Genomic DNA, 25,576 nt, shown 5'->3' on the forward strand with positions numbered 1-25,576 from the left:
CTATCTAAATTTATTTTTAAGTTTTAAGAATGGTTTTTCAAAGTATTGATATGAAAAGTGCGAAACTATAAAAGTTACAGCAAAGACTAACCCATACGAGAGTAAAATTATTGTTATATCCGACATGGCAACTTTGTCTACCATTTTGAGCATTACTAATCCTATAAGCTGCATTACTAAGGGATGAAACATATAAATACCATACGATATCTTTCCTAAATAGTTCAATGCTTTATTTCGTATGTTAATTAAAGGACTGTAACTCAATGTCAATATTACAAAACTAAACAATAACATGCTGAAAAAATGGTATAAATTTGCGTCTATTCCTTTGAATATATCTGTACAAAAGTATGCTAAAAATATCCCTAAAACAGCTATTTTGATGTACTTATGCATCTTATTCCCTAAATCAAATCGCTCGTGTAATACTGCTAGCAATCCTCCTGTTGAGAAGTAAAAATAAAGAAAATCAAATTTTCGTAGAAATGGAAAGATATCACTAGCAAAAATAGCAAAGTACACCATTGTCAAAATCACTATGAACCTGATAAAGAATTTCTTTTTTATAAAAAATAACATCGGTGGAATGAGCAAATAAAACTGCTCTTCTATTCCAATAGACCAGAGTATTTCTAATGCTCCACCAGGTTGATATAAGGTAGAAGCTACATTGGGCAAGAAAAACACAAACATCAATACGGCATTGGACATATCGTAATCAGCCTCATAGGGAATGCCCATATACGACAACACTACTTTGTAATAAAGAAATCCTACAATTAAGATTAAAAAGTACAATGGATAAATCCTTAGAATTCGCCGCAAATAGAAGCTTTTCAGATTTATTTTTCCTTTTTGTACAACTTCACGATACAACAATCGGATGATTAAGAATCCACTCAACACAAAAAAAACATACACAGCTTCTCTTCCTCTATGAAAAATAACGCCCTCATTATACGTTGGTAATCCTCTGTTTCTGAAAAATTCAGGAATATGAACTAACATTACAAGTAATGCTAATATAAAACGTAATGGGTTTAGGTTGGGAAGTATCAAAAATGTTTTTTACAAATATAATATTCTCAGAAAAATATTCTTAGTAAATTTAACCCATATTCTTTATTAGAAAATCTATTACAGCTCCGAGTTACTATAATACGATCGCTTTGCTGTACTTTTTTAATGTAACTATAGCTATGGCTTTACCTAAATTAAGAAAAATACTCGTATATCATGGTATTTCGAACCTTCATTACGAAGTTCTAATACATAATCTGGGTTAACAAATGAATTTCTTAGCACATATTTACCTTTCACATAACGACGACGAAATAAAAATCGGAAACTTTATTGCCGATAGTGTTCGTGGAAAAAAATATAAAGACTATCCAGAAAGAGTCCAACAAGGTATTTTACTGCATCGACATATTGATACGTATACCGATACACATGCTACAGTAAGAATGAGCACCAAACGTCTGCACAAGAATTACAGTCATTACAGTGGTGTAATTGTTGACATATTATACGATCATTTTTTGGCTAAAAACTGGAAAAATTACTCAGATATTCCACTAGAAAGGTATGTGAATGATTTTTATCACTTGCTAGAAGATCATTTTGAAATGCTTCCGCTGCATGTACAGCGGTTAGTTCCACACATGATTCATGACAATTGGTTGCTTAGCTATGCTTCTATTGAAGGCATAACCAAAGTGTTGGAAGGAATGAATCGTAGAACTCAAAACCGTTCCAAAATGAATTTGGCTGTCATAGAGCTTCAGGAGTTTTATGATGAATTTGAAGCCGAATTCACTTCTTTTTTTGATGAATTAATCGAATTTTCTAAACAAAAACTAAACGAATTACAACATGAATAAACTATTGCTTTTTTGCCTTTGTTGCTTATTTTTCTTTTCCTGTAAAGAAGCTAAAAAAGAAAAAGAACCCGTAAAAGGTGTCATTGCGGAAAACGCCATGGTAGTTTCTGCACGTGTAGAAGCTTCTAAAATTGGAAATCTGATTCTGAAAAAAGCTGGAAATGCTTTTGATGCGATGGCTGCTATGGAATTGGCGCTTGCAGTTGCCTATCCGTATGCAGGAAGTTTAGGCGGTGGCGGATTTATGGTGTATCGCTTAAGAGATGGTAGTATTGGTTCGTTAGATTTTAGAGAAAAAGCACCGTTGGCAGCAACTAAAAACATGTATATTGATTCTATCACCGATAAAGTGATTCCTAATAAAAGTACGCTTGGTGCCATGGCGGTAGGAATTCCTGGAAATGTCGCGGGCGTGTATGCTTCACATGAAAAGTATGGAAAATTATCAATGGATGAAATCATTACGCCAGTGATTGAGCTTGCCAAAAAAGGTGTTGTTGTTACCAAAAAGCAACAGGAGCGTCTAGAAAAATATAGAGACTACTTTTTTAAAGTCAATGATGCTGACTTCTTATTTGGAAAGGATTGGAAAGCAAAAGATACAATCAAACGTTTACAATTGGCAAAAACACTGGAACGTATTAGAGACAATGGTCGCGATGAATTCTACAAAGGAGAAACAGCACAAATTCTGGTAGATTTTATGCAAAAATCTGGTGGAATTATGACGATGGAAGATTTGGCAAAGTACCAAGCAAAATGGCGTACACCAATTACGTTTACCTATGATGATTTGCGTGTTATTTCCATGTCGCCACCATCAAGTGGAGGAATATGCTTAGCAGAAATTATGAAAGCCATAGAACCGTATGATTTAGCTGAACTTGGACATAATACTACTAAAGCCGTTCAATTAATTACTGAAGCTGAACGTAGAGCGTATGCAGATCGCAATTATTTTTTAGGCGATCCTGACTTTGTAAAAATTCCAACAGAAATTTTATTGAGTGACGATTATATTAAAGAACGGATGTCTACATTTTCTTTTGAAAAAGCAACACCGTCATCGGAAGTTGCTCATGGAAATATTGAGATTGTAGAAAGTGATGAAACTACCCACTACTCTATTGTAGATCAGTTTGGAAATGCTGTTTCTGTCACTACGACGATTAATGGTGCGTATGGTTCTAAGTTATATTGTGAGGAATTAGGTTTCTTTTTAAACAACGAAATGGACGATTTTAGCGCGAAACCTGGTGTTCCTAATATGTTTGGACTCGTTGGTGCAGAAGCCAACAGTATTGCTCCTGAAAAGCGTATGTTGAGCTCTATGACTCCTACGATTGTTGAGAAAGATGGCACATTATATATGGTTGTAGGAACACCTGGCGGATCAACAATTATTACCAGTGTTTTACAAACCATTTTAAACGTGTATGAATACGATATGGGCATGCAAGAAGCCATTAATCAGCCTCGTTTTCATCATCAATGGTTGCCAGATACCGTAAAAATGGAGCCGAATGGATTTGGTGACGAATTGAAAGCAGAATTGACAAAACTAGGTTATACCATTGATGCAACCAATAGTCCAGTAATTGGAAAAGTAGAAGGAATCTTGGTATTACCTGATGGAAAACTGGAAGGTGGCGCAGATCCACGTGGTGATGATAAAGCGGTTGGGTTTTAGATTTGTTAGATTTTTAGATGCGCTTCGCTTTTACCTCTTGAGACTTTTTCATTTTGTTTGTGTTTGAGCTCATATTAATTTGATTATGATTTACTTTTAATGTATTGGTTATTATTAATGTCGGGCTTATGTCAAAACTTAGATAACTATCATTTTCACGTTTATGGCGAATACCACAAAGGAACAATAGGCTTTGTAGTTTCTTCTTAACTGAAAAACTTGACAACTCTCATGTTTTAGGCAAGTAAGGCAATAATTTTAATGAATTTTCAACGTGTAAATTAAACTCACACTTTTCAATACTGTTATTTTCAATTTCTTTCAATATTTCAGCTTCTTATAATTTTAATTTGTTGATAAATTTATTGTAAACTTCCATATTAATTTCGGCAAATACAAAATGCTCCTTTATTTTTTCAATCTTTTATTTAGTAGCCTTTATATTGTATTTTTAATGCTATATAACTTCCTTATTTGACTCACTGAAGTAATCAAATGTATATTTCATGTGTAGCTTTGGCCATACTATAAATTTTTCATCTATATGAAACGTAGTTAAAAAGATTTAAACTTTTCATTGAGTTTGTCTACACGATTACAACCAAAACAACCTTTTACGTGTCCTCTACAATAAGTAATATTATTTATCTTTCTGTATGTCAGGTGTTTATTTTTCCAAACGCATGACGTTTTAAAAATCCTCTCATTGGTAAGTTTGGGTTATTCTTATGTTGTTTGCTTCCTATACCGTTTTTCTGGGTATTGATATTATTTACTTTTTTTGAACAAATCTTTTGATACGATAGGCTTTTGATTTCCTATCACAACCTTTCCATTAAGTAAACGATTTGCAAGTAATCCGCAATAGATAGGATTTCTGAATATGCGCCTCATATTTTGCTTTTGAGTGATTAACCCTATTTCTATAAGCGCTTTATGATCTCAACATTTAATTGTACAGAAATACATCCCTTTTTCTTTCTTCTACGAAAAAGTTATTAGGAGTTGTAAAAAACCCTATTTTTTTGGGTCGTTTTTGTTCAAATTTTAATTTTACTTTTTAAATGATCTTTTTGCTCGCTATACACATAGATGCAGCTAATAGTACAGAAAATAAGATTAATTTTACTTACATGGCTTTAATCTGTTGCCGTATTGGTATGTGATAAAGTTAAAAGAGATTTTGTATACTATGTCTAGATTCTGAAAAGTTTTTAATTAAAGATATACATTGGAAACCAACTGTTCTACAGTCGCATGCGCACTTCCTCCTTTAGGTTCAATCGTTATATTAAGTGACGTAGCTTTGTTTATATATTCTAATACAACAACATCTTTACTTTTATCAATAACACCCATACTGATCATTTCTCCATTCACATCTCCCCACATCTGATAAGTTTTATCTGCAGATAATCCAGGGAGTTTTTGAACATTTACGATCGCTGATTTTTCTTCATGGTTGATATATGCGGTAGCGAATCCTCCGGGAATTTTATCATTCCCTTTTAGTGCATATTGAAGTGTATTTGGATCTTTTATAACATCAGCTAACAATTGAGAATTTTTCAATTCACCTTGTAAATTTTCAATCTGTGATTTAATATTATCTAATTCTTGTTGCGTTGTTTTCAAATCTGTTTTAGTACTATCCCATTGCGTAAACATCCAAAGCGAACTTACCATGAATATTGCGGCCAAACTTGCTGCAATCCACATGAATGTTTGTGATTTTTTTACAGGTTTTTCTATAGAAACATTTTCTTCTGGAAGTGTTCTTACATTTACATAATCTTCTCTAATTGCTGCAAATAAATCTTCCTTGATAAAATCTGGTGGCTGAATAGCATTTTCGAGCGATACATTTTCAAAATCTTGCTCTATTTCGGCATACTTTTGAGCCAGAATTTCGTCTTCTGCTAACATTTTTTCAAGCGTTACCAATTCTTTATCAGGTATTAAACCTAATAAGTACATCTCTAACATTCCACTTTCTATGATAGCATTTCTATCTTTCATGTCAACAATTCTAAAATACAGATTAAAACCAATAGTTCTTTTGCATATATATCACGTAATTTCCCAACAGCTTGTCGAACATACGATTTAAATGTGCCTAAAGGAACACCCATTTCTTCGTGAGCTTCCTTGTGTGTGAGTCCGTTAAAGTAAACTAGCTTTAGAGCTGTCTGATGATGTTCGTCTAATTTTGATAGTGCACCTTTCAATTCTACATGTAAGTTTTCATTTTCTTCAACTCCTTCATCTTTATATACACTTAAATCTTCTGTTTGGATGAGTTTTTCGTCTTTTCGAAGAAAATTTAAGGTAGTGTTTCTAGCTATTCTATACAACCAAGTATAAAATTTACCTTTAGATGCATCATACAAATGTGACTTATCCCAAGCTTTCATAAACGTTTCTTGCAAAATTTCTTGTGCAGCTTCTTCATTTCTACACATGCGAATTATAACACCATAAATAGCTCCAGAATACATGTCGTATAGCTTGGAGAGTGCGGTTTCGTCACGATTTTGAAATCGTTCTATATATATGGTATCGTTGCTCACTTTTGAGATAAATCTTATCAAATTTAAAAAAAAAATTCACCTAGCTCATCCAAAAGGGAAAAACTTGTGTATATAAAATCAAAAGCGCTTAAAAAATCAAAAAAGAATTAAAAATTAAAAAACTAAAAAAATTATTATGAAAAAATTAATCCTAACAATCACAACCGTAGCTTTATTTTTATTCACAGCTAACTCACATGCACAAAAAAAAGATGTTGTAGATATTGCAGCTTCTAGTGAAAGTTTTTCAACATTAGTCACTGCTGTAAAGGCAGCAGGTTTAGTGGATGCACTAAAAGCTGATGGACCATATACTGTATTTGCGCCAACAAACGACGCATTTGCTAAAATTGATGCAAATACGTTAGGCGAATTATTGAAGCCAGAAAACAAATCAAAATTGACAAGTATTTTAACATACCACGTGATCAAGGGAAAATTAACTGCAAAAGACGTAGTTGCTGCTTTGAAAAAAGGAAAAGGAAAAGTAACATTAACAACACTTGGCGGAAGCAAGATAACCGTTATCCAAAACGATAAAGGTATTTGGCTGAAAGACGCTAACGGAAATTATAGTCAAATCTCAAAAACTGATGTTATGGGAACAAATGGCGTAATTCACGTAATTGATAGCGTAGTAATGCCATAATTTTGGTGCTAGTTAGTTTTACAAGAAAAGGGAACGGTTTTAAATCGTTCCCTTTTTTATATCTAAAATGCTAAAAATCTAAGCTAGTTGTCTATTTTGATCTAGAACCTACAAATTGCTGCGATTTGTTTTTAAACAACACATTAAAGGTTGTTAAACTTCCATACATACGCGTAATATATTGTTGCAAATCAATTTTTTCTTGTTCATCCAAATTACTTGAATTGATTTTTTGTTCCATCACACGGATGCGATCGCGTACCATGACAATTTTATGAAAGAAACTATCAATCGGAAGTTCTTTACTCTTCAAATTGGTATCACCTGGTTCTAAAATCAGCTTTCCTCCTTTCCACTTATCGCCAATTGGAACAATCTCAGAAACATCAGACCATTTTTTAAGCATGTTACGTAAAATAGTTTCTACTTCGTAAAAACTTACGCTATCAACTTCATCTTCAACAGCTTCTATAATTTCAAAATCGCTATCAATATCAATGGTTTCCAATCCGTTTTCAATAAAAGTAACCCAATAATGTTTAGAAGTTACATTGGTTACAACGCCCAATCCATACTCAGGATGTTTGATTCGGGAACTTATTCCTAAAATGTTCATATATTTTTGTGGTATTATTATTGTTTTGTATAAATTCTATTTCAATAATTTGTAAATTTAATAATTGAATGTTGCTTTGCCACAAGGCAAGGCCATGAGACCTTTAGAAAAAATAATTAAAATATTTTGACAGAAGCATCAGAATATTTAAGTCTCGATTATTAAGTAAAAATACTATCCTATGAGAAATCTAGCAATACATCCATTAAAAAATATTGTATTTTTTATTTGTATAAGTTTGATCTATTTTGCTTGTACGAATGAACAAAAACAAACGACAAAGTATACCAAAGAGATTGCTCTGCAACAGGAAACAAATACGGGAGAAAGTTTAATCAATCCTGAAGGAAAAACAATTCAAGAACGCTTTAATACACCAAAAGCATATACAAGAGTTCCTTTAGATAAAAAGCATTTTGGTTCGTATTTGCGAAAACTACCTTTGAAAGCATTTAATAGTAAAGTCAAATATTTTGATGGCAGCGATAAATACAATAATAACGTTTACATTTCTGTGATCGATATGGAAATTGGTACGCGTGACTTGCAACAATGTGCTGATGCTGTAATGCGTTTACGAGGTGAATTTTTGTTTAAGCAAAAACGCTTAAACGACATACACTTTACCTTTTTATCAGATGGAAAACCAAGATATTTCAAAAAGTACGCCAAAGGTGATCATTCGTATAAAAAGTTTAGACGCTATATGAACTACATTTTCGCGTATGCAAACACAGCATCTTTGCGCAAAGAACTTGCAAAGGTCAAACACATCCAAGATATTCAAGTTGGTGATGTATTTATTCAACAAGGAAATCCGTACGGACATGCAGTCATTGTTGTCGATGTTGCCAAAAATGCACAAGGTGAAAACATATTCATGATAGCACAAAGTTACATGCCAGCACAAGAAACTCAAATCTTAGTCAATAATCAAAATGAAACGATAAGTCCCTGGTATAAAGCAAAAGAAGGTACATTGCGAACTCCTGAATGGACTTTTGAGAGTAGTGATCTCAGAAGATTTAAAGACTAATTCTTTCAAAACCCAACCTAAAAACTATTCATGAAGAAAATACTAAAAATCCTAGGCAAATTTATCTTAGGAATTGCTTTAACAATCGTACTCCTATTCGCCGTTTTATATTTTATGTACAATGAACCTTTACCAAAAGGAACAGAAGGCTCCGAAGCAGATGCAATGGCTACTAAAATGTTGACTGCATTAAATCACGAAGCGTATAAAAACACCAGATATTTAAGTTGGACCTTTCGCGGAGCTCATCATTATGTTTGGGATAAAGATCAATATCAAGTACTAGTATCTTGGGATGATATAAAAGTGGATTTGAATTTAAAAACTCCAAACACAAGTACAGTTACTGTTAATGGGAATAAAATTACCAACCATTATCAATCACATTATTTTGAAAAAGCACTTTCTTATTTCAACAACGATTCTTTCTGGCTGGTAGCTCCCTACAAAGTTTTTGACGAAGGAGCAACACGTAGTATTGTTAGTAACAAAGCAGGGGAAAAAGGACTATTAGTTACCTATTCTTCTGGCGGAACTACTCCTGGCGACTCGTATTTATGGTTTCTAGACGAAAATGGTCGTCCTAAAGGCTATCAAATGTGGGTAGATATTCTTCCTATTGGCGGTTTATATGCTTCTTGGGATCATTGGCAAACAATGAAAAACGGTATTCCGCTAGCTAGCTTACATACTCTTTTATTTTTAGACATACATGTTGATAGTATAAAAGCTTGGAATTAAAGTAAATAAACAGCTTATCAAATTTCTTTATGGTATCTTCTTGTATTGTTAAATGTTTCTTAACATATTAAAAAAAAGACTTAACTTTAGCCCACTTTTATTATACAAAAAACTTCTATAATCTAATCATTATGAAAAAGAATTACTTTTTAATATTGATGTTGTTGCCTATGCTTGGTTTTTCGCAAGGAAAATTATTTTGGAAACAATCTAACAAAACAGACTTTCAGCCAGAAGAATTGCTTGAAAGATCCTCTACCCCAGTTGTATATGAATTATACACATTAGACCTAAATTCCCTTAAACAGTTACTAGCTGCTGCTCCCGACAGAGACTTAAACATTAAGTCAGAAATTGTCGTACAATTCCCAGGTGCAGAAGGAAAAATGGAAAACTTTGAAGTATATAATGCTTCTATTATGGAACCTACATTTGCGGCAAATTACCCAGACATTCAGTCGTATGTAGCTATAAGTAGAGAAAACACAGGAACTGTAATCCGCTTCTCAACGACAATTTTTGGATTTCATGCTACAGTACATGCCATTGGTAAAACTATGTACATTGACCCATTCACTACTGATTTAGGAACATACGTAATGTATGCAAAAGCAGATCTTTACAGTGATGTACAAGAAAGACTTGGATGTCTAGTTGAGGACAGTGGTAATGCAAACAGAACTGGCTCAAATGCAAGTGAAACACCAGCTAAAAATGCAAATGATGGTCAATTAAGAACTTTCCGTTTGGCCTTAGCTTGTACGCAAGAATATGCTAATTATCATATCGATGCTGCTGGACAATCTGGTGCTACTGATGCTGTAAAAAGAGCTACGGTTTTAGCTGCTATGAACGTATCAATGACTAGAGTAAATGCTGTTTTCGAAAGAGATATGTCTTTAACCATGACTTTAGTAGATAACACAAGTATTATTTTCTTAGCTGAAAATGATGGATATACCGATAGTAATGCAGGACAATTAATCAACCAAAATGTTGCCATCGTAAACGCAAATATTGGTGTTGCCAACTATGACATTGGTCACGTATTCACAACAGGTGGTGGTGGATTAGCTGCCTTAGGTGGTATTTGCTTTAGTAATAACAAAGCTGCAGGAGTTACTGGTTCTGGAAACCCTGTAGGAGATCCTTTTGATATTGATTTCGTAGCACACGAAATGGGACACCAATTTGGAGCTCCACATACTTTTAATGGTAGTCAAGGAAATTGCTCTGGTGGAAATAGAAATGCTGCAACGGCAGTTGAGCCAGGAAGTGGAACTACAATAATGGCATATGCTGGAATTTGCGGATCAGATAATGTACAAAACAATAGTGACGATCACTTCCATGCCATTAGTATTGACAACATGTGGAATAGATTGAACCAAAACCCAACATGTTCAAATAATACCGCAAATGGGAATACAGCTCCAACAGTAGATGCTGGACCTGACTATACAATTCCCTATGGTACTGCATTTACATTAACAGGTTCTGCTACTGACCCTGATGGAACTACATTATCATACTGTTGGGAACAAGTAGATGCTGGAGTTATTGCAGGTGTTCCTAATACAACGAGTACTACTGATCCACAATTTAGATCGTACTCTCCAGTAGCAACAGGAGATCGTACATTCCCACGTTTGGAAGATATTTTAAATGACAACTTAACTCCAGCTTGGGAAGTTATCCCTAATGTTGCCAGAGTAATGGATTTCGCATTAACAGTAAGAGATAATGGAACTCCAAATGGAGGTCAAACTAATAGAGATGACATGAGAGTTACCCTGGCAAATACAGGTCCTTTTAGAGTAACTGCTCCAGATACAACCAACGAAAGTTTTGACACAAACTCAACAACAACTATTACTTGGGATGTTGCAGGAACTACTGCTAACGGAATCAATACTTCAAATGTAAATATCTTATTATCAACAGATGGAGGGCAAACCTTTCCAACTGTTTTAGCTGCAAATACTGCCAATGATGGTTCTGAATCAATTACATTCCCTGTAATTTTTGAACCTTACTGTAGAATTAAAATTGAAGCTGTTGGAAACATTTTCTTTGCAATTTCAAAATCATTCTCTGTAGGAGCAACTGTATCTACATCTACTGACTGTAACACATATACTACAGGATCTATTGCAACAGCAATTCCTGATGGTTCGGGTGCCAATCAACAAGGAAATGCTGTAGCTACACCTGCCATTACAGTAACTGAAACTACTGCTATTACAGATATTAGAGTAACTACAGATATCACTCATTCTTATATTGGCGACCTATACTTACGCTTACAGTCTCCAAATAGTGGACCTTTTGCAGATTTTTGGATACGAAGCTGTAATACTGCACAATTCGGAAATATAAATGCTACATTTAGAGATGGAGAAGCAAGTATAACTTGTGCCTCACCTACCGTTGGTACTTTTGCTCCACCAGCAAACTCACTTTTAGCAACACTTGGAGGAATTAACCCTTCTGGTGACTGGATTTTAGTTGCTGCTGATTTCTATAACGGAGATACAGGTGTGATTAATGAAGTTTCTATTGAACTTTGTACAACGACGACAACAGTTACTTTAAGTAATGAAGAGTTCGAATTAGAAAACTTTACTCTATATCCTAATCCAAACAAAGGGGAATTCTCTTTATCGTTTAACTCAACTTCAGGAGAAGATATCAATATCGATGTTCATGATATTTCTGGAAGATTAATCTATACGAAAGGTTACAATGCTACTTCTAACTTTGATGAAAACATTTCATTAAAGAATGTAAGTACTGGTATGTACCTAATCACCGTAACTGATCAAGAAAGAACTGTTACTAAAAAGTTAATTGTTGAGTAATTAACTTTTTATAATATATTTAAAACTCCGAAACGTTTGTATTTCGGAGTTTTTTTATCTACATTTTATGAAAACCGTTTTTGACTATACATACAAAATTTTAATGGCAATTTCCGAAAGCACAGGATTCACGTATAAGGAAATTAACATCATAGTGTGGTTTATTGTTATTCCACTTTCGTGGATGCTACTACTCGACAAAATTTATCAGAGACGTTTGTTTACAATTGCCTTTAGTTTGCTTGTGGTGCTTACACTTGTCTTCATTCCTAATTTTACGGAATTTTGCGATTGGCTCTTTCAGAAATCAGTTGATTTTTTAAATCTTTTTAATACTGTTGGAAGTAATTATGTGGCTTCTTCCGTGATTATTTGTCTGCTTACCCCATTTACGGTCTATATGGTTTTGATCAGAAAAGCATTTTTTAAAAATTCCAACTAATGGATCATATACTAAAAAAACGAACCGAAGTTCGTTTTCATAATGATACATTTCATTTCCAGTTAATCTTATCTGCAAATTCCAATAGGTTCGCAAGATATCGTAGGACAACCATTACTTGGGTTACAACCTACAGTACAATTATTAGTTGGACAATTATCCGTTGGGCAATTATTATCCGTGGCACATCCTTGTGTTTCTGCGCAAATACCTATTGGCTGGCACGATATTGTATTAAATGTTCCACCTTTGATAGCAGGTGTGTTAAAATTTGAGATAGACTTCTTGTTAAGCTTTAATGAATTAAGATTCTTTTTTTTCATGATTATATAAATTAAAAGTTATGGCGTTAAATTAAATGAATTCACCAAAAATCAATTACGGTAAAACCTTATTTAACAAGCTAATAACAATTTCATTTATATTTATAAATACCACTATTTTTTTGAAATGTACTATTAAAATATCACAAAGCGTTTAAATTCTATTATTGTGTAAAATTGAAATTATTCTAGGTCATTTTCTGCTACTAAAATTCGTACCTTTGCATTTTTGCGAAAAACTATGACGAATTACGAAGAAAATATTGAAGTACAAGGCGCTAGAGTTCATAACTTAAAGAATATTGATGTCACCATTCCTAGGGAGAAATTGGTAGTAATTACTGGACTTTCAGGAAGTGGAAAATCATCACTAGCTTTTGATACTATTTATGCCGAAGGACAACGCCGCTATATTGAAACATTTTCTGCGTATGCGCGACAATTCCTCGGTGGATTAGAACGTCCTGATGTTGATAAAATTGATGGTTTGTCGCCCGTAATTGCCATAGAGCAAAAAACTACGAGTAAAAGTCCGCGTTCTACCGTTGGAACTATTACTGAAATTTATGACTTTCTCCGTCTATTATTTGCCAGAGCTTCGGATGCGTATAGTTACAATTCTGGTGAAAAAATGGTGAGTTATAGTGATGAGCAAATCAAAAATTTAATTCTAAACGATTTTAAAGGAAAACGTGTCAACATCCTTGCTCCTATCATACGTTCACGAAAAGGACATTACCGTGAATTATTTGAAAATATTGGCAAGCAAGGTTTTGTAAAAGTACGTGTCGATGGCGAAATTCTGGATATTGAAAAAGGAATGCGCGTCGATCGTTATAAAACCCACGATATAGAAATTGTGATTGATCGCTTGAAGGTAGATAACAATATTGATAATGATAAACGCTTAACAGAGACAATCAAAACCGCCATGTATCACGCAGATGATGTATTAATGGTCATTGATCAAGATGCACCTACGGAAGCGCGTTATTTCAGTCGTAACTTAATGTGTCCATCTTCTGGGATTTCCTATCCAAATCCAGAACCCAATACGTTTTCTTTCAACTCTCCAAAAGGAATGTGTCCTAACTGTAATGGTTTAGGAACGTTATATGAAGTAAACGAAAACAAAGTGATTCCTGATCCAAAAATGAGCATCAAAGCTGGTGGAATTGCTCCTTTGGGTGAATATAAAAAATCGTGGATTTTCAAGCAATTGGAAACCATAGCAGAACGTTACGAATTTAAACTCAGTGATCCTATCAAAGATATTCCTGAAGAAGCCATGGATGTCATTTTAAATGGTGGAAACGAGAAATTCTCAGTAGTTAGCAAAACGCTTGGTGTTACGCGTGATTATAAGATTGATTTTGAAGGAATTGTAAGTTTTATCAAAAACCAATACGAAGAAAGTGATTCATCATCCATCAAACGTTGGGCTAAAAATTATATGGACAAAGTAAATTGTTCAGAATGTAACGGTTCACGCTTACGCAAAGAGTCACTCTACTTTAAAGTCAATGAGAAAAACATTGCGGAATTAGCGAATATGGACGTAGTAGAATTGTCTGAATGGTTTGATGATTTAAAAAACAATCTTACTGAAAAGCAACAAAAAATTGCTACGGAAGTTGTTAAAGAAATATCGACACGGCTGCGATTTTTATTAGATGTTGGATTAAATTACCTTTCTTTAAACAGAAGTTCTAAATCGCTTTCCGGTGGAGAAGCGCAACGAATTCGACTCGCAACACAAATAGGCTCACAGTTAGTAGGTGTTTTATATATTTTGGATGAACCAAGTATCGGTTTACACCAAAGAGACAATGAAAAACTGATTAATTCGCTTGAATCTTTACGTGATATTGGAAATTCTGTCATTGTGGTAGAACATGATAAAGATATGATTGAACGTGCCGATCACGTCATTGATATTGGTCCAAATGCAGGAAGACATGGTGGAGAAATCATTTCGGAAGGAACACCAACAGAATTGTTGAATCACAATACCTTAACTGCAGCGTATTTAAACGGAAACAAAGAAATTGCAGTTCCGGCAGAACGCAGAAAAGGAAATGGAAAAAAGCTAGTCTTAAAAGGCGCTACAGGAAATAACTTGAAAAATGTTTCTGTAGAATTTCCTTTAGGGAAAATGATTGGTGTTACAGGAGTTTCTGGTAGTGGAAAATCTACCTTAATTAATGAGACACTCTACCCTATTCTAAATGCACATTTCTTCAATGCTGTAAAAGAACCAATGCCGTACAAGAGCATCAAAGGTTTGGAACATATAGACAAAGTAATTGATATCAATCAGTCGCCAATTGGTCGTACACCACGATCAAATCCTGCGACGTATACTGGTGTTTTTAGTGAAATTAGAAGTCTGTACGCAAAAACTCCAGAAGCTATGATTCGCGGGTACAAACCGGGAAGATTTAGCTTTAATGTAAAAGGAGGTCGTTGTGAAACTTGTCAAGGTGGCGGATTGCGTGTCATTGAGATGAATTTCTTGCCAGACGTATATGTGGAATGCGAGACTTGTCAAGGAAAACGCTTTAATCGTGAAACCTTAGAGATTCGTTACAAAGGAAAATCCATTGCTGATGTGTTAGAAATGACCATCAATGAAGCGGTTGATTTTTTTGAACACATTCCAAAAATTTATAGAAAGCTAAAAACCATCAAAGATGTTGGTTTGGGTTATATTACACTTGGACAACAAAGTACCACACTTTCTGGTGGGGAAGCACAACGTATCAAACTAGCCACAGAATTATCGAAAAGAGATACAGGAAATACTTTTTATATTTTAGACGAACCTACAACTGGACTGCATTTTGAAGACATTCGCGTCTTAATGGAAGTTTTAAATAAATTGGTCGATAAAGGAAATACCATTGTCGTAATTGAGCACAATATGGACGTGATTAAAATGGCAGATCATATTATCGATATCGGATATGAAGGAGGAAAAGGCGGCGGACAAGTAGTAACTACAGGAACTCCTGAAGAAGTTGCCAAACATAAAAAGAGTCATACAGCACGTTTTTTGAAGAAGGAGTTGGAATAATAATCAATTACATACTGTTCTGCCAATAGTAATGCTTTTTCTAAGCATACGTTACTATTATATAAAAAACAGTCTACAAACATGAAGCACACATCAATTGATAGAAAATATAAAACACCTCTTGGAATTGTTACTTGCAGATTAATAAGCAACAGTACTACGATTGATTTTATTGAAAATAGAACGTATCAAAATGGGCAGTCTACTGTTTACAAGACAAGTAGTCACTTCATAGAACTTATTGAGTTTAAAATTCGAATTCCCTTATATGATGGAAAGTCGGTAACGGATTCGCAAGGATGGATTTGGCGAATTACAAAGCTTCAAGAAGACTCGGAAACTATTGAACTTTATTGTAAACTTGAAAATACCGAATCAGAGATTGAATTTGATACTGCAACAGGAGAATCTTTGGATGCCATTGAAGCTAGTACTGCTGATTGGGTTTTACATATAGGAACGGAAGACGGAGAAGTCATGAATTTTAGAGCAAAAAACAGTGATTGGTTTCCTGAACGATTGCAAAATAAAGTTGATTTTTATCAGTCCATTACAAAAATGGAAAGAAACGGCTTTACAACTAATATTCCAGATTTACGATTAAATGAAAAGTTACATATCCAATACATTTGTGCTTATGACAAAAACTCAGAAGATATAGATAAGAGCTCTACTTGGTTTTCTGTAGATGAACTTAAAAGAGAACTTGAGAGTTGGATAGGTATTTAGTACTTTACACTCTCTACTTCTTTAGAAACTATTCTATATCCTTTTAAATACAGGTATTAAACGCTATTTTTTAGTGATATAATGGTTTTCCAGCTCTTTAAAAACAGCCTTTAATTGTGCCATAACTTGTTTTTCACCGGCTGTTAAGTTGCCCGTTTCCTTTTCAAGAAGATTTTCTATAGCAGTAATATTAGCATCTGGTAAATCATAATTTAATCGCCCGCAAATGCCTGTTTCTATATTTATTACAAATAGTTCATCAGTATCTATAATAGGTAAATGTTGTTGCACTACTACATATTTCCCAAATAGTTTCGCTCCCTTTATGGATTCCCATCTGAGTTTTAAAGGCGCGCCCGTGGTAGAAACATCACTGATAAACTACCATTTGTAAGTATTCTCTTTTTGTACATACACACCATGTGAGGTATTATATACTTTATATGTAGCATTGCTGTCTGAAAGTCGTATACTATCGCCTTCTCTATTCCTGTAATGTTTGTTTGCATAATATATTAAAAATCCTTTCGCATTTTTAGCATCTAACCATTCAGGAGCCTCATACGGAGTACTATACAATTGCATCAATGAATCACCTTCTATTTCCATATAATAATTCTCTGGTGCTTTAAATTCTCCTTGTATCCACTCGATTTGAGGATCTATAATTAAATTAAAAAAAGGATTATTTTTTAAGCTGACATTGGCATAAGCGCTTTTAATCATCCAATCTAAGGAAGCATCTGGATTATTTCTCTTCTTCGGAAGCAGACGAGTTATCATGATTTCAAGAAAACGTGCATTCTCTTTTTTAGCAAGTTTTGGAGGAATAAGAATTGTACTTTTAATGTCACAAAAACATCCATCATTCGTAAGTTCATACATTTCATTGGTTTTCCCATTTACAATTTGAACATATCTCCCGCCAAATCCACTGCCACCTTCGTAAAACGTTTTTAGTGTATCAATAACTTTATCATTATTAAAATCATCAATGTTAATTTTCAAGTCACGTTGTCCAAAAACATGGGATATACTAAAAAAAAGTAGTATCGCTAAGATTCTTTGTATGTTGCTTCCATTCTTGTTGATCATGATACTTTAGTAATTACTCTTGTTATTTTTTAGCCAATCCGATATTTCAATTTTATACCAATTATGAAGGTCACCATCATACATAAAAGTATCTATAAACTTCATACCAACTTTTTGTAAAATTTTGTTGGAAACTCCATGAATTATGTCCGCCGCAGCTCCTATTTCTTTTAAATCGAGTTTCTCAAATCCATATCTAAGACAAGCTACAGTCGTTTTTGTTGCAATTACAATTTGAAAAATACGACAGGATCGATACTCTTTTGTCTGCTATGCCCATAGTATCTTTTGGTAAGTTCATACAAATAATCCAAGTCTAAAACTCCTAATAAACGACGATAAAAGTTCTGCTTTGGAATACGATCACTTAATTGAAAATTGCTAAATAATTTTTCTTGATAGATTTTCTTGCCTTGCATAACCTAAGATACGTAATTATTTAATATCTTAAACTTGTGCAACAGGCACAGCACCTAAACTGCATTAAAACACAGCTTGGGGAAAACGTTAGCTACCATTCAGTGTAATAACAGCCAAAATCATTGTTAAAACAAAAATTCAAGCACCAATTAGAAGGATCTTTGACCGTGCAAGAAGCATTTACCCATAAAAAGTTTCAACTTCATAAACTAATGAAAAAAGAATAGCTAGTATGAGATGAGGAATTACTGAATTAAATGAAACAGTTAATTGAGAGAAAACACTTTGGTGTATATCAAAAACTAAAATTGAAAATCATAGAATTTGAAAAGCAAAATATGTTTCAAAACAAAATGCCATTAGGAATGTTTAAGTGTATGAATCACAGGTATTCTTGTGAGAAAGAATTTGATTTCACAATAATGAACATCATTTATTAATTTTGAAACTCCCTTGGTTTTTTTGGTAAAAATAGCTTAAACTTGTTGAAAAATATAAAACTCGATTATCGCGTGCAAAAAAAATAGTTTGAATAAATCTCAATACTTCATTGAATTTTGTTAAGAGCTATTTGAGTTTTATATTTATAATTTCTAAATATAAAATCATGACTATTAGATTATTTTTATTACTGTTTACAATAAGCTTTACAGCCTGTACTATTTCTCAAAACACACCAACTTATAAAGCCAACGAAACGGTAAGTATGGATACTTTCCTACAAGATGCCATTACTGAAGGCTTAAAGCGAGATAAAATTACAACAGATTTAGCTTTAGAAGTTGCCGCTGTAGATAGTTTTTTTGTCCAAAAATGTAATATTTGTAAAAATGTCCGCAAGGCCTTAAAAGAGCATGAAGGCTTTAGCAATGAAAGCGAAATGAGTGGTCAAGTAGCTTATCTTAAGAAGGTTAAAGGTAAAGGAAAGCCAGGTAAACTTGCATTTCAAAACGTTGTTAAATCTTATCTTGATCAACACTTTGAAAACGCTGGGCTTACTGCAAAACAAAAAGAGGCTATTCAAACAAAATTAAAAGAAGAGGCTAAAAAAGGAGAAATGTTGGTAAGCGTGTATAATTTTTGCCCAAGTTGTACAGGTGCTGAAGGTGCTTGTAAAGTTAAGTAACTAAATTATTACTGGGGCAATACTGCTGTCACATGTGAGTAAATATCGTTAAAAATAAAGTGAAATTGATTAAAAAAGGGAACACCATCTGATGAATTTACTTTTGATTTATTTAAAAATTGGTTAAAATTAGCAATAGAAAACAAAGTGCTCATTTACAATGTGAAGGACATAAATTTCATGTCTGTACAACATCATTTAGGACAAAAGGAAAAGAAAGACGTACTTTAAAATATTATGGGATAAAAGTTAACCGAATTGTAAACCAGACGGAAAACCAAAAAGTTCTAAAATCTCGGAATGTTAATTCCTAGAAATTTTCAACAGCATTTGATTTTGACTTACATATTGACGATTTAAAAGGTGTTGTGATTGAGAGTTAATGATTTAATTTTAAAGCAATTATTATTAAACCTACTGACAAAAACTGGATTGAAACAATAAAAAGTGAAATAAAAAACGTTGGGGTAACACCTTATATAACTTATTGCTAGTTCTTGTCTACTTGCGAAAATCCTGTCGGATTTTCTATTCGGTTTCAATTTGCTAAATTTAGCTCTTAAACCATGTACAAAACATTGTTGCCAATTTGGACAAAAAATTATGAATCAAACAATAGCAAGTCTAATTTTACTAATGACATTAAAATTTCCTTCGGTCAAGAATTAGTCGAAAAAATGAGCGAAAACGAATTTACAATTGGTAAGACATTTAAAATTAAATCGCAACTACTGGGTGAATCAAGAGATTTGAATATTTATCTACCTCTTGGTTATACTCAGGACAGTTTGAAAACTTATCCAGTAATATATTTATTATACGGCTCAAAAGATGAAGATTTTATACTTGTTTCTGGAATTGTTCAGTTTGGCTCTTTTTCCTGGATTAATATAATTCCTGAAACAATAATTGTGGGGATTGAAAATCTGGACAGAAAAAGGGATTTTACCTATCCTTCTCAAAACAAACTTGACCAAAATGAATTCCCGACATCTGGAAAATCATAAAACTTCATCACTTTTATTGAAAGAGAACTTCAACCTTTCATAGATTCTTAATACAGAACAACAGAAGTGAAAACGATTATTGGACAATCACTAGGTGGCCTGTTAGCGACAGAAATTCTATTTAAACGACCTCACCTCTTTGATAATTATATTATTGTAAGTCCAAGTTTATGGTGGGATGACGAAAAAATCCTAGACTTTGAAATGGCTTCTTATATCTCAACAAAATCGATTTATATTGCAGGAGGAAAAGACGGAGAAGTAATGGAAAGGATAGCAAGAGAATTGTTTGCCAAGCTGAAAAAAATAAAAAGCAAAAAACGAATTTATTTTATGAATTTTTAGTGAACAAAACACACGGAAACGCATTACATATTGCTGTATTTAATTCTTTTGAGAAAATTTTTAAACAAAAAAAAGAATAAAAAAATGGATACAACAATGGTAACCGTTGCACAAGCCTATAATTTCTAAAAAAAGGCAGTATTAGCGTTTTAAGGATGTCTTTCTTTTTAATTTTAGGAGCAAACTGTATATAAATACTATAATAATGATGGTTTTCAAGCCGTTAAATACATAATTACTTGCCACAAACACCTTGTTCAAGGTGTTTTTTTGTCCAAAATTTAAGTATAAACCGACATCGTATGATATCATAAAAACAGTTGATTCTCCGATACCTAAAAACAGGAAAACGATCTTTGGCATGATGAGGTAAGTAAAATAATACTTTATATACCCATGTAAAATCGATATTAACAAGCAAATATTTACAAAATTTAGAAATAACAGGAACTCCAGTTATAGTGGAAATAACAGGAATTCCTGTTATTCATACGTTATACATAATTCAAAAAGAGAATCGGAGACATACCCTATTAAGTGGGATAAAAGGAAGATTTTATGTGGTTTTTAAATTAAAATCACTAAGATTTTCATCCAAGTTTTTATCAGTTACACTATGAAAGACAGTTATTTCAAATGTTGAAATGTAGTTAAAAACTTGAAAAATGTAGTAGATTTATTTCATAAAATCAATAAAATCTAAAGACGTAGATGCTAATAAAAGGTACACCTCATACAAAAAATAGAAAGCAGAACTTTTTTCCTATTTCAAACGGATTTTAATGCTATTTTGGCTCTTTTTTGAACACTTTTTTTTGCTTAAATTTAAGTTGTAATTTAGTTTAACTAAGAATGAAAATATAAATATTTATTAATTATGGAATAAATTGCGTTTAAACCCAACTTATTCTTATCGTTTTGTAAAATAAATCTTAATCATTAAAACTGAGTGATATTCGATAAACTACATATCATATTTCTTTCCAAAAAAACAAAAAGACAAATTGAAAAATTAATACTATATATTTCTCTTGTTAGTTTTTTTACACATCTAACATTGATATATCTTTCTGAATTTGAGATTCTTAAATTATTTCCTGAGTCTGATTTGTTCAAAAATCCAGTATCAGCTATTTACACTCCTTTCTCTTTCATACTTATCTATGAAGTTTACCTTTTGATATACTATTTACCAAAATCCTTTACAACATATATTACAAAACAATATGAAATCATAGCACTCATAATAATCCGAAAACTTTTTAAGGACCTTTCTTCCTTGGAACTTAAAGCTAATTGGTTCGAAATTAAAGGTGATCTCCAGTTTACTTATGACATTGTGGCTTCATTGGTTCTATTTTATTTGATTTTTCAGTTTCAAAAACAAGGCAAAAGATTTTCAATTAAAAAGGATATTATCGATTCAAAAATTCAAAGTTTTATAAAAAGAAAAAAGATAATTGCCACTATTCTAGTCCCGCTCTTTTTCACTTTGGCCTTAATCACACTCATAAATTGGTCCCTTGAAATATCTTTTTCAGCGAATAAGCTACCTTCATTTGATGAAATCAATAACTTGTTTTTTGATGAATTTTTTACTGTCTTAATTCTTGTAGATGTTGTGCTATTAATAGTTTCGTTCTTTTATACAGATAAATTTCACAGGATTATACGAAATTCAGGATTTGTTGTTTCTACAATTCTGATTAGATTATCCTTCGGTGTTTCAGGATTGGTAAGCACAATTCTAGTTGTTGTTGCAGTTCTATTCGGTCTGTTAATCATTTTAATTCATAACCAATATGAAAAAAGCACTATGCCAAAGACCATTAACAAAAAATAATGATTTAATCTGTATGGTAACAGAAAATTAAAAAATTAGAGGTCATTACATAACTGAAAGATTAGTTCGTAAAATCCGCTACTTTTCATATACAAGACCGTTAGACTGTCTCAATACTCGCATATTATTTTTTATTGATGTTACATATTCCGATATTTAAGTATGCAAAGATAAAGCAAGAATTAGAAGCTGATGTCACTACTGAAAACCTTCAATAATCTACTAACGACCCAGATAGTAGACATCAAATAATAAGAGGAACGATAACAGAAGTTTGCTGTACTGCACAAACTACTGTTGACCAAAAACATAACATCTTTATTGATTATTAAGTCACCAATCAAAACGATAAGAAAGCTATGGGAATGATGCTCAGAAGAGCTAAATCTATTTTGAGAAATTATCAGTTTACAGGACTTTATGACAAAGGATATCATACAGGAAGTGAATTTGATATTGCACATTCGTTAGGTGTCGAAACATTAGTTGCTATCCCTTATATATGCAAAGCCAGTCAAGCCCCTGATCCTATATATAATGTAGAATATTTTAAATATGACAAACACAAAGATTGTTATATATGCCCATAAGAACATGAACTGACAAGTAATCAAAATTGGTACAAGGCACGTAACTATAAATTCAAACAATACAAAATTAAGGCGTGCAAAACTTGCACTGTTAGAAACTTATGTACAACAGCTAAAGTCAATGGAAAGATCGTACAACCAAGTGAATATGCGTATGCTATTGAAGGCAATGCAGAACGTGTAAAAGCTACTGAAGACACATACACAAAAAGCGACAAGCTATCGTAGAACATCTCTTAAGAACCATCAAAAGACAATGGGATTTGATCATATAATTACTAAAAGAACAATAGAATCAGCATCTGCTGATTTTGGATTGATTGCTTTAGCCTACTATTTGAAAAAAATCATCAATATTGGCAAAGCTTTATAGAGTACCGAAAAACAATGTTTAAACCATTTTAAAAGGCTTAATTATTTATATGAGCCCAAAAATAGCATCATTAAAATGTCAAAATAATAATTATACATATGTCAAAAAGTCTTTAGAATAGGTGTCAAATTTAAAAAAAATAGGTAGTTTTGACACGTATTGCCGTTATACTTCATTACACCGAACTAAACTTAATAAACTAAAGACTTTTTAACATGAAAAATACTTCATTAACCGTATTTATTATCTTTTTTGGTATTTCCTTTTCAGTTTTTTCACAACCCCCAATCATTTTCTATGAGCAAGGAATGAATTCTACAAGTCCAGGTATAACATCTCAAGTTTTTACAGATCTTGGTGGTCCAGTTTTTGCTGCTGATGATTTTGTAGTTCCAGTTGGAGAGCAATGGGATATTGACCGAATAGAATCTCTTGGCTCAAAAAATTCCAATCCACTCTCAGATGTACAACTTATTATATGGTCTCATGATCCTGTGTCATCCCTACCAAATACTGAAATTTATGATGTTGTTATTACACCTACTTCAGGACCAAATGACCCAAATATAATATTAGATATTGATCCTAATAATCCATTGGTTTTATCTGAAGGTACTTATTGGATCACTATTGCGCCCATCTTAGCTTTTTCAGGGAATGCTGGTAGATGGTATTGGACTAGATTTGGCTCTCCTGTAGTGGGAGAGGAATTTCAAATAATAGACCCTAATGATGTGTTTGGTGCTGGTTACACAAATTGGATAAGAGGTAGCATATTTAATGCTAATTTAGTTAATCTATCTTTCAGACTTGGATCTTGTAATGGTGGTTGTACATTATCAGTTAAAGACCAAACGCAAATTAATGAAATTAAAATATTCCCTAATCCAGCAGAGGATATCATATTTATTAATAACTTAAATGAAATAGACCTTTCTAGTATTAAAATCTATGATTCGATTGGACGACTAATTAAAAGTATTGACATCTTAAACTTCGAATCACAAATTAAAATAGATGATCTTGTGCCAGGTTTTTATATTATTAGTCTGACTTCTAAAGATAATAGGAAATTTTCAAAAAGGTTTTTTAAGAAGTAACAATAACTCATTTATTACAATAAAAGCACAATACTAATAATTGTTGCACAAGCCCATAATTTCAAAAAATAAGGTATTCGTATTGTATTCAGCGTGTCTTTTTTCTTCTAACTATATAACTCTAAAAAAAATATCTATTGTAATATAGAAATAGTGTTTATATAATAATCCAAAACAGTTAACAGAAGAAGGTAGATATTCTCTTTCGGAATTCGATCAAATTACCAAATAGTTTATTTGATATATTTATCTGATTTACATACAATTATACACATAATTATTAGATATATTAGACTTGTACAATAGGTGCGATGTATAACCGCAATTACGTATGATCAGACTATTTTTTAATACATTCAGAATTACCAACATAAGTGTTAAACTGAAAATTAACAGATATAAATCCTCAACTATCGGTTACAAGTGCCCCCTAACACCTAATTTTAAATCCAAGCTAATTTAGTAAAATGCGAACTTAATACATGTATAAATCATTATGCTTAAATTTCTATTTTCCAATAATGACGCAACTCAACAAAACCGAAAAATCGCATCAAATCTACACCAAACTCAAACAACTAGACCAAAGTGGCTCTAAATATTTTAAGCAAACTTCTCAATCAGAAACAAGTAGAAAAATGTACTTGAAAATGGTCAAAAAAGAAATTCATGGGGATTTAATTGATTTTGGAATCAACAATCTTAGACGATTTACGGAAATTAAATTAGCTGAGAAACTGTATCGAATCAGAAAATATCATCAAAATGAATAGTACTGGTGAATTATTAATAAAATTCAGAAACCTAAGAGCTTTTTGACTTTTAGATGTTAAATAGTCATCAGATTCTGAATGTAATGAAACAACAAACGGAAGCAACGCTGAGTTATATAATTGAATTGGATAAAGGTAACATGGCTGTTTTATCATTTTTAGTGACCAACTATGTGAAATATCTAGAACATCGCCTCAAACAAATACTGGAATAAATTGTACTTTGCACATGTATTAGTTTTGTGGTACATTTATAGGAAATCAAAAATCTGATAACCAAACCAT

Annotated in this window: 26 protein-coding genes; 17 read left to right on the forward strand and 9 right to left on the reverse strand. The window is 32.6% G+C overall.

The genetic code is table 11. From position 1 onward, the window contains the following. The gene (locus MK119_RS03130) at positions 1–1,062 is read right to left on the reverse strand and encodes an acyltransferase (protein WP_290670804.1); all 1,062 of its coding nucleotides are present in this window, start codon (positions 1,060–1,062) and stop codon (positions 1–3) included. A gap of 230 nt (positions 1,063–1,292) precedes the next feature. Between MK119_RS03130 and MK119_RS03135 the strand changes: the two genes are divergently transcribed. Then, the gene (locus MK119_RS03135; protein WP_290670806.1) at positions 1,293–1,886 is read left to right on the forward strand and encodes an acyl carrier protein phosphodiesterase; all 594 of its coding nucleotides are present in this window, start codon (positions 1,293–1,295) and stop codon (positions 1,884–1,886) included. After that, entirely contained in the window at positions 1,879–3,576 is a 1,698-nt protein-coding gene (gene ggt, locus MK119_RS03140; protein ID WP_290670808.1) for a gamma-glutamyltransferase, read from the forward strand. The genes MK119_RS03135 and ggt overlap by 8 nt, the downstream gene beginning before the upstream one ends. Before the next feature lie 768 nt (positions 3,577–4,344). On the opposite strand, the gene MK119_RS24185 is transcribed toward ggt, so the two are convergent. From MK119_RS24185 to MK119_RS03150, 3 genes are all read right to left on the reverse strand, one after another. Beyond that, complete coding sequence (locus tag MK119_RS24185; RefSeq protein ID WP_366512761.1) at positions 4,345–4,470, reverse strand: recombinase family protein; 126 nt, start codon at positions 4,468–4,470, stop codon at positions 4,345–4,347. Positions 4,471–4,794: 324 nt separating this feature from the next. After that, on the reverse strand, positions 4,795–5,595 hold the full coding sequence (locus MK119_RS03145) for an anti-sigma factor (protein ID WP_290670810.1): 801 nt from the start codon (positions 5,593–5,595) through the stop codon (positions 4,795–4,797). After that, positions 5,592–6,146: a sigma-70 family RNA polymerase sigma factor gene (locus MK119_RS03150; protein ID WP_290670812.1), complete on the reverse strand. Its 555-nt coding sequence runs from the start codon at positions 6,144–6,146 to the stop codon at positions 5,592–5,594. The genes MK119_RS03145 and MK119_RS03150 overlap by 4 nt, the downstream gene beginning before the upstream one ends. A gap of 136 nt (positions 6,147–6,282) precedes the next feature. Here MK119_RS03150 and MK119_RS03155 point away from each other — a divergent pair, with 136 nt between their 5' ends. Then, positions 6,283–6,795, forward strand: coding sequence for a fasciclin domain-containing protein (locus MK119_RS03155; RefSeq protein WP_290670814.1), 513 nt, complete (start codon positions 6,283–6,285; stop codon positions 6,793–6,795). A gap of 91 nt (positions 6,796–6,886) precedes the next feature. Here MK119_RS03155 and MK119_RS03160 read toward each other — a convergent pair whose 3' ends face one another. Continuing rightward, entirely contained in the window at positions 6,887–7,411 is a 525-nt protein-coding gene (locus MK119_RS03160; protein WP_290670816.1) for a hypothetical protein, read from the reverse strand. Between the two features lie 181 nt (positions 7,412–7,592). Here MK119_RS03160 and MK119_RS03165 point away from each other — a divergent pair, with 181 nt between their 5' ends. The 4 genes from MK119_RS03165 (at position 7,593) to MK119_RS03180 (ending at position 12,491) form a co-directional block, all read left to right on the forward strand. Next, entirely contained in the window at positions 7,593–8,447 is an 855-nt protein-coding gene (locus MK119_RS03165; protein ID WP_290670818.1) for a DUF4846 domain-containing protein, read from the forward strand. A gap of 30 nt (positions 8,448–8,477) precedes the next feature. Further along, a complete protein-coding gene (locus MK119_RS03170) occupies positions 8,478–9,188 on the forward strand; it encodes a hypothetical protein (RefSeq protein WP_290670820.1) in 711 nt (236 codons plus the stop codon). 131 nt (positions 9,189–9,319) lie between these two features. Next, on the forward strand, positions 9,320–12,049 hold the full coding sequence (locus MK119_RS03175; RefSeq protein ID WP_290670821.1) for a reprolysin-like metallopeptidase: 2,730 nt from the start codon (positions 9,320–9,322) through the stop codon (positions 12,047–12,049). A gap of 67 nt (positions 12,050–12,116) precedes the next feature. Beyond that, positions 12,117–12,491, forward strand: a complete 375-nt coding sequence (locus MK119_RS03180; protein WP_290670823.1) for a hypothetical protein — start codon at positions 12,117–12,119, stop codon at positions 12,489–12,491. Positions 12,492–12,559: 68 nt separating this feature from the next. Here the strand turns inward: MK119_RS03180 and MK119_RS03185 are convergent, their stop codons facing one another. Further along, on the reverse strand, positions 12,560–12,814 hold the full coding sequence (locus MK119_RS03185) for a hypothetical protein (protein WP_290670825.1): 255 nt from the start codon (positions 12,812–12,814) through the stop codon (positions 12,560–12,562). Positions 12,815–13,055: 241 nt separating this feature from the next. Here MK119_RS03185 and uvrA point away from each other — a divergent pair, with 241 nt between their 5' ends. Next, a complete protein-coding gene (gene uvrA / locus MK119_RS03190; protein ID WP_290670827.1) occupies positions 13,056–15,890 on the forward strand; it encodes an excinuclease ABC subunit UvrA in 2,835 nt (944 codons plus the stop codon). 81 nt (positions 15,891–15,971) lie between these two features. Continuing rightward, entirely contained in the window at positions 15,972–16,619 is a 648-nt protein-coding gene (locus MK119_RS03195) for a hypothetical protein (protein WP_290670829.1), read from the forward strand. Positions 16,620–16,682: 63 nt separating this feature from the next. Here the strand turns inward: MK119_RS03195 and MK119_RS03200 are convergent, their stop codons facing one another. The 3 genes from MK119_RS03200 to MK119_RS03210 all read right to left on the reverse strand — a co-directional run bounded on the left by MK119_RS03200 (position 16,683) and on the right by MK119_RS03210 (position 18,133). Beyond that, positions 16,683–16,910: a hypothetical protein gene (locus MK119_RS03200; RefSeq protein ID WP_290670831.1), complete on the reverse strand. Its 228-nt coding sequence runs from the start codon at positions 16,908–16,910 to the stop codon at positions 16,683–16,685. Between the two features lie 90 nt (positions 16,911–17,000). Further along, entirely contained in the window at positions 17,001–17,714 is a 714-nt protein-coding gene (locus MK119_RS03205; protein ID WP_290670833.1) for a hypothetical protein, read from the reverse strand. 227 nt (positions 17,715–17,941) lie between these two features. Continuing rightward, the gene (locus tag MK119_RS03210; protein ID WP_290670835.1) at positions 17,942–18,133 is read right to left on the reverse strand and encodes a hypothetical protein; all 192 of its coding nucleotides are present in this window, start codon (positions 18,131–18,133) and stop codon (positions 17,942–17,944) included. Between the two features lie 608 nt (positions 18,134–18,741). Here MK119_RS03210 and MK119_RS03215 point away from each other — a divergent pair. The 8 genes from MK119_RS03215 to MK119_RS03250 all read left to right on the forward strand — a co-directional run bounded on the left by MK119_RS03215 (position 18,742) and on the right by MK119_RS03250 (position 25,506). Then, positions 18,742–19,260, forward strand: coding sequence for a hypothetical protein (locus MK119_RS03215; protein ID WP_290670837.1), 519 nt, complete (start codon positions 18,742–18,744; stop codon positions 19,258–19,260). Positions 19,261–19,826: 566 nt separating this feature from the next. After that, positions 19,827–20,267 carry a hypothetical protein gene (locus tag MK119_RS03220; protein ID WP_290670839.1) on the forward strand — a complete coding sequence of 147 codons (441 nt, stop codon included), beginning with the start codon at positions 19,827–19,829 and terminating at the stop codon, positions 20,265–20,267. Between the two features lie 66 nt (positions 20,268–20,333). Next, positions 20,334–20,612, forward strand: coding sequence for an alpha/beta hydrolase-fold protein (locus tag MK119_RS03225; protein ID WP_290670841.1), 279 nt, complete (start codon positions 20,334–20,336; stop codon positions 20,610–20,612). 1,279 nt (positions 20,613–21,891) lie between these two features. Next, positions 21,892–22,455, forward strand: a complete 564-nt coding sequence (locus tag MK119_RS24190; protein ID WP_366512762.1) for a hypothetical protein — start codon at positions 21,892–21,894, stop codon at positions 22,453–22,455. Between the two features lie 365 nt (positions 22,456–22,820). After that, entirely contained in the window at positions 22,821–23,045 is a 225-nt protein-coding gene (locus MK119_RS03235) for a hypothetical protein (RefSeq protein WP_290670843.1), read from the forward strand. Positions 23,046–23,633: 588 nt separating this feature from the next. Next, on the forward strand, positions 23,634–24,518 hold the full coding sequence (locus tag MK119_RS03240) for a T9SS type A sorting domain-containing protein (protein WP_290670844.1): 885 nt from the start codon (positions 23,634–23,636) through the stop codon (positions 24,516–24,518). Between the two features lie 521 nt (positions 24,519–25,039). Then, positions 25,040–25,291, forward strand: a complete 252-nt coding sequence (locus tag MK119_RS03245) for a hypothetical protein (RefSeq protein WP_290670845.1) — start codon at positions 25,040–25,042, stop codon at positions 25,289–25,291. 83 nt (positions 25,292–25,374) lie between these two features. Next, positions 25,375–25,506 carry a hypothetical protein gene (locus tag MK119_RS03250; RefSeq protein WP_290670846.1) on the forward strand — a complete coding sequence of 44 codons (132 nt, stop codon included), beginning with the start codon at positions 25,375–25,377 and terminating at the stop codon, positions 25,504–25,506. Positions 25,507–25,576: the final 70 nt, after the last annotated feature.

The organism is Kordia sp., from assembly GCF_022447245.1.
GTDB lineage: Bacteria > Bacteroidota > Bacteroidia > Flavobacteriales > Flavobacteriaceae > Kordia.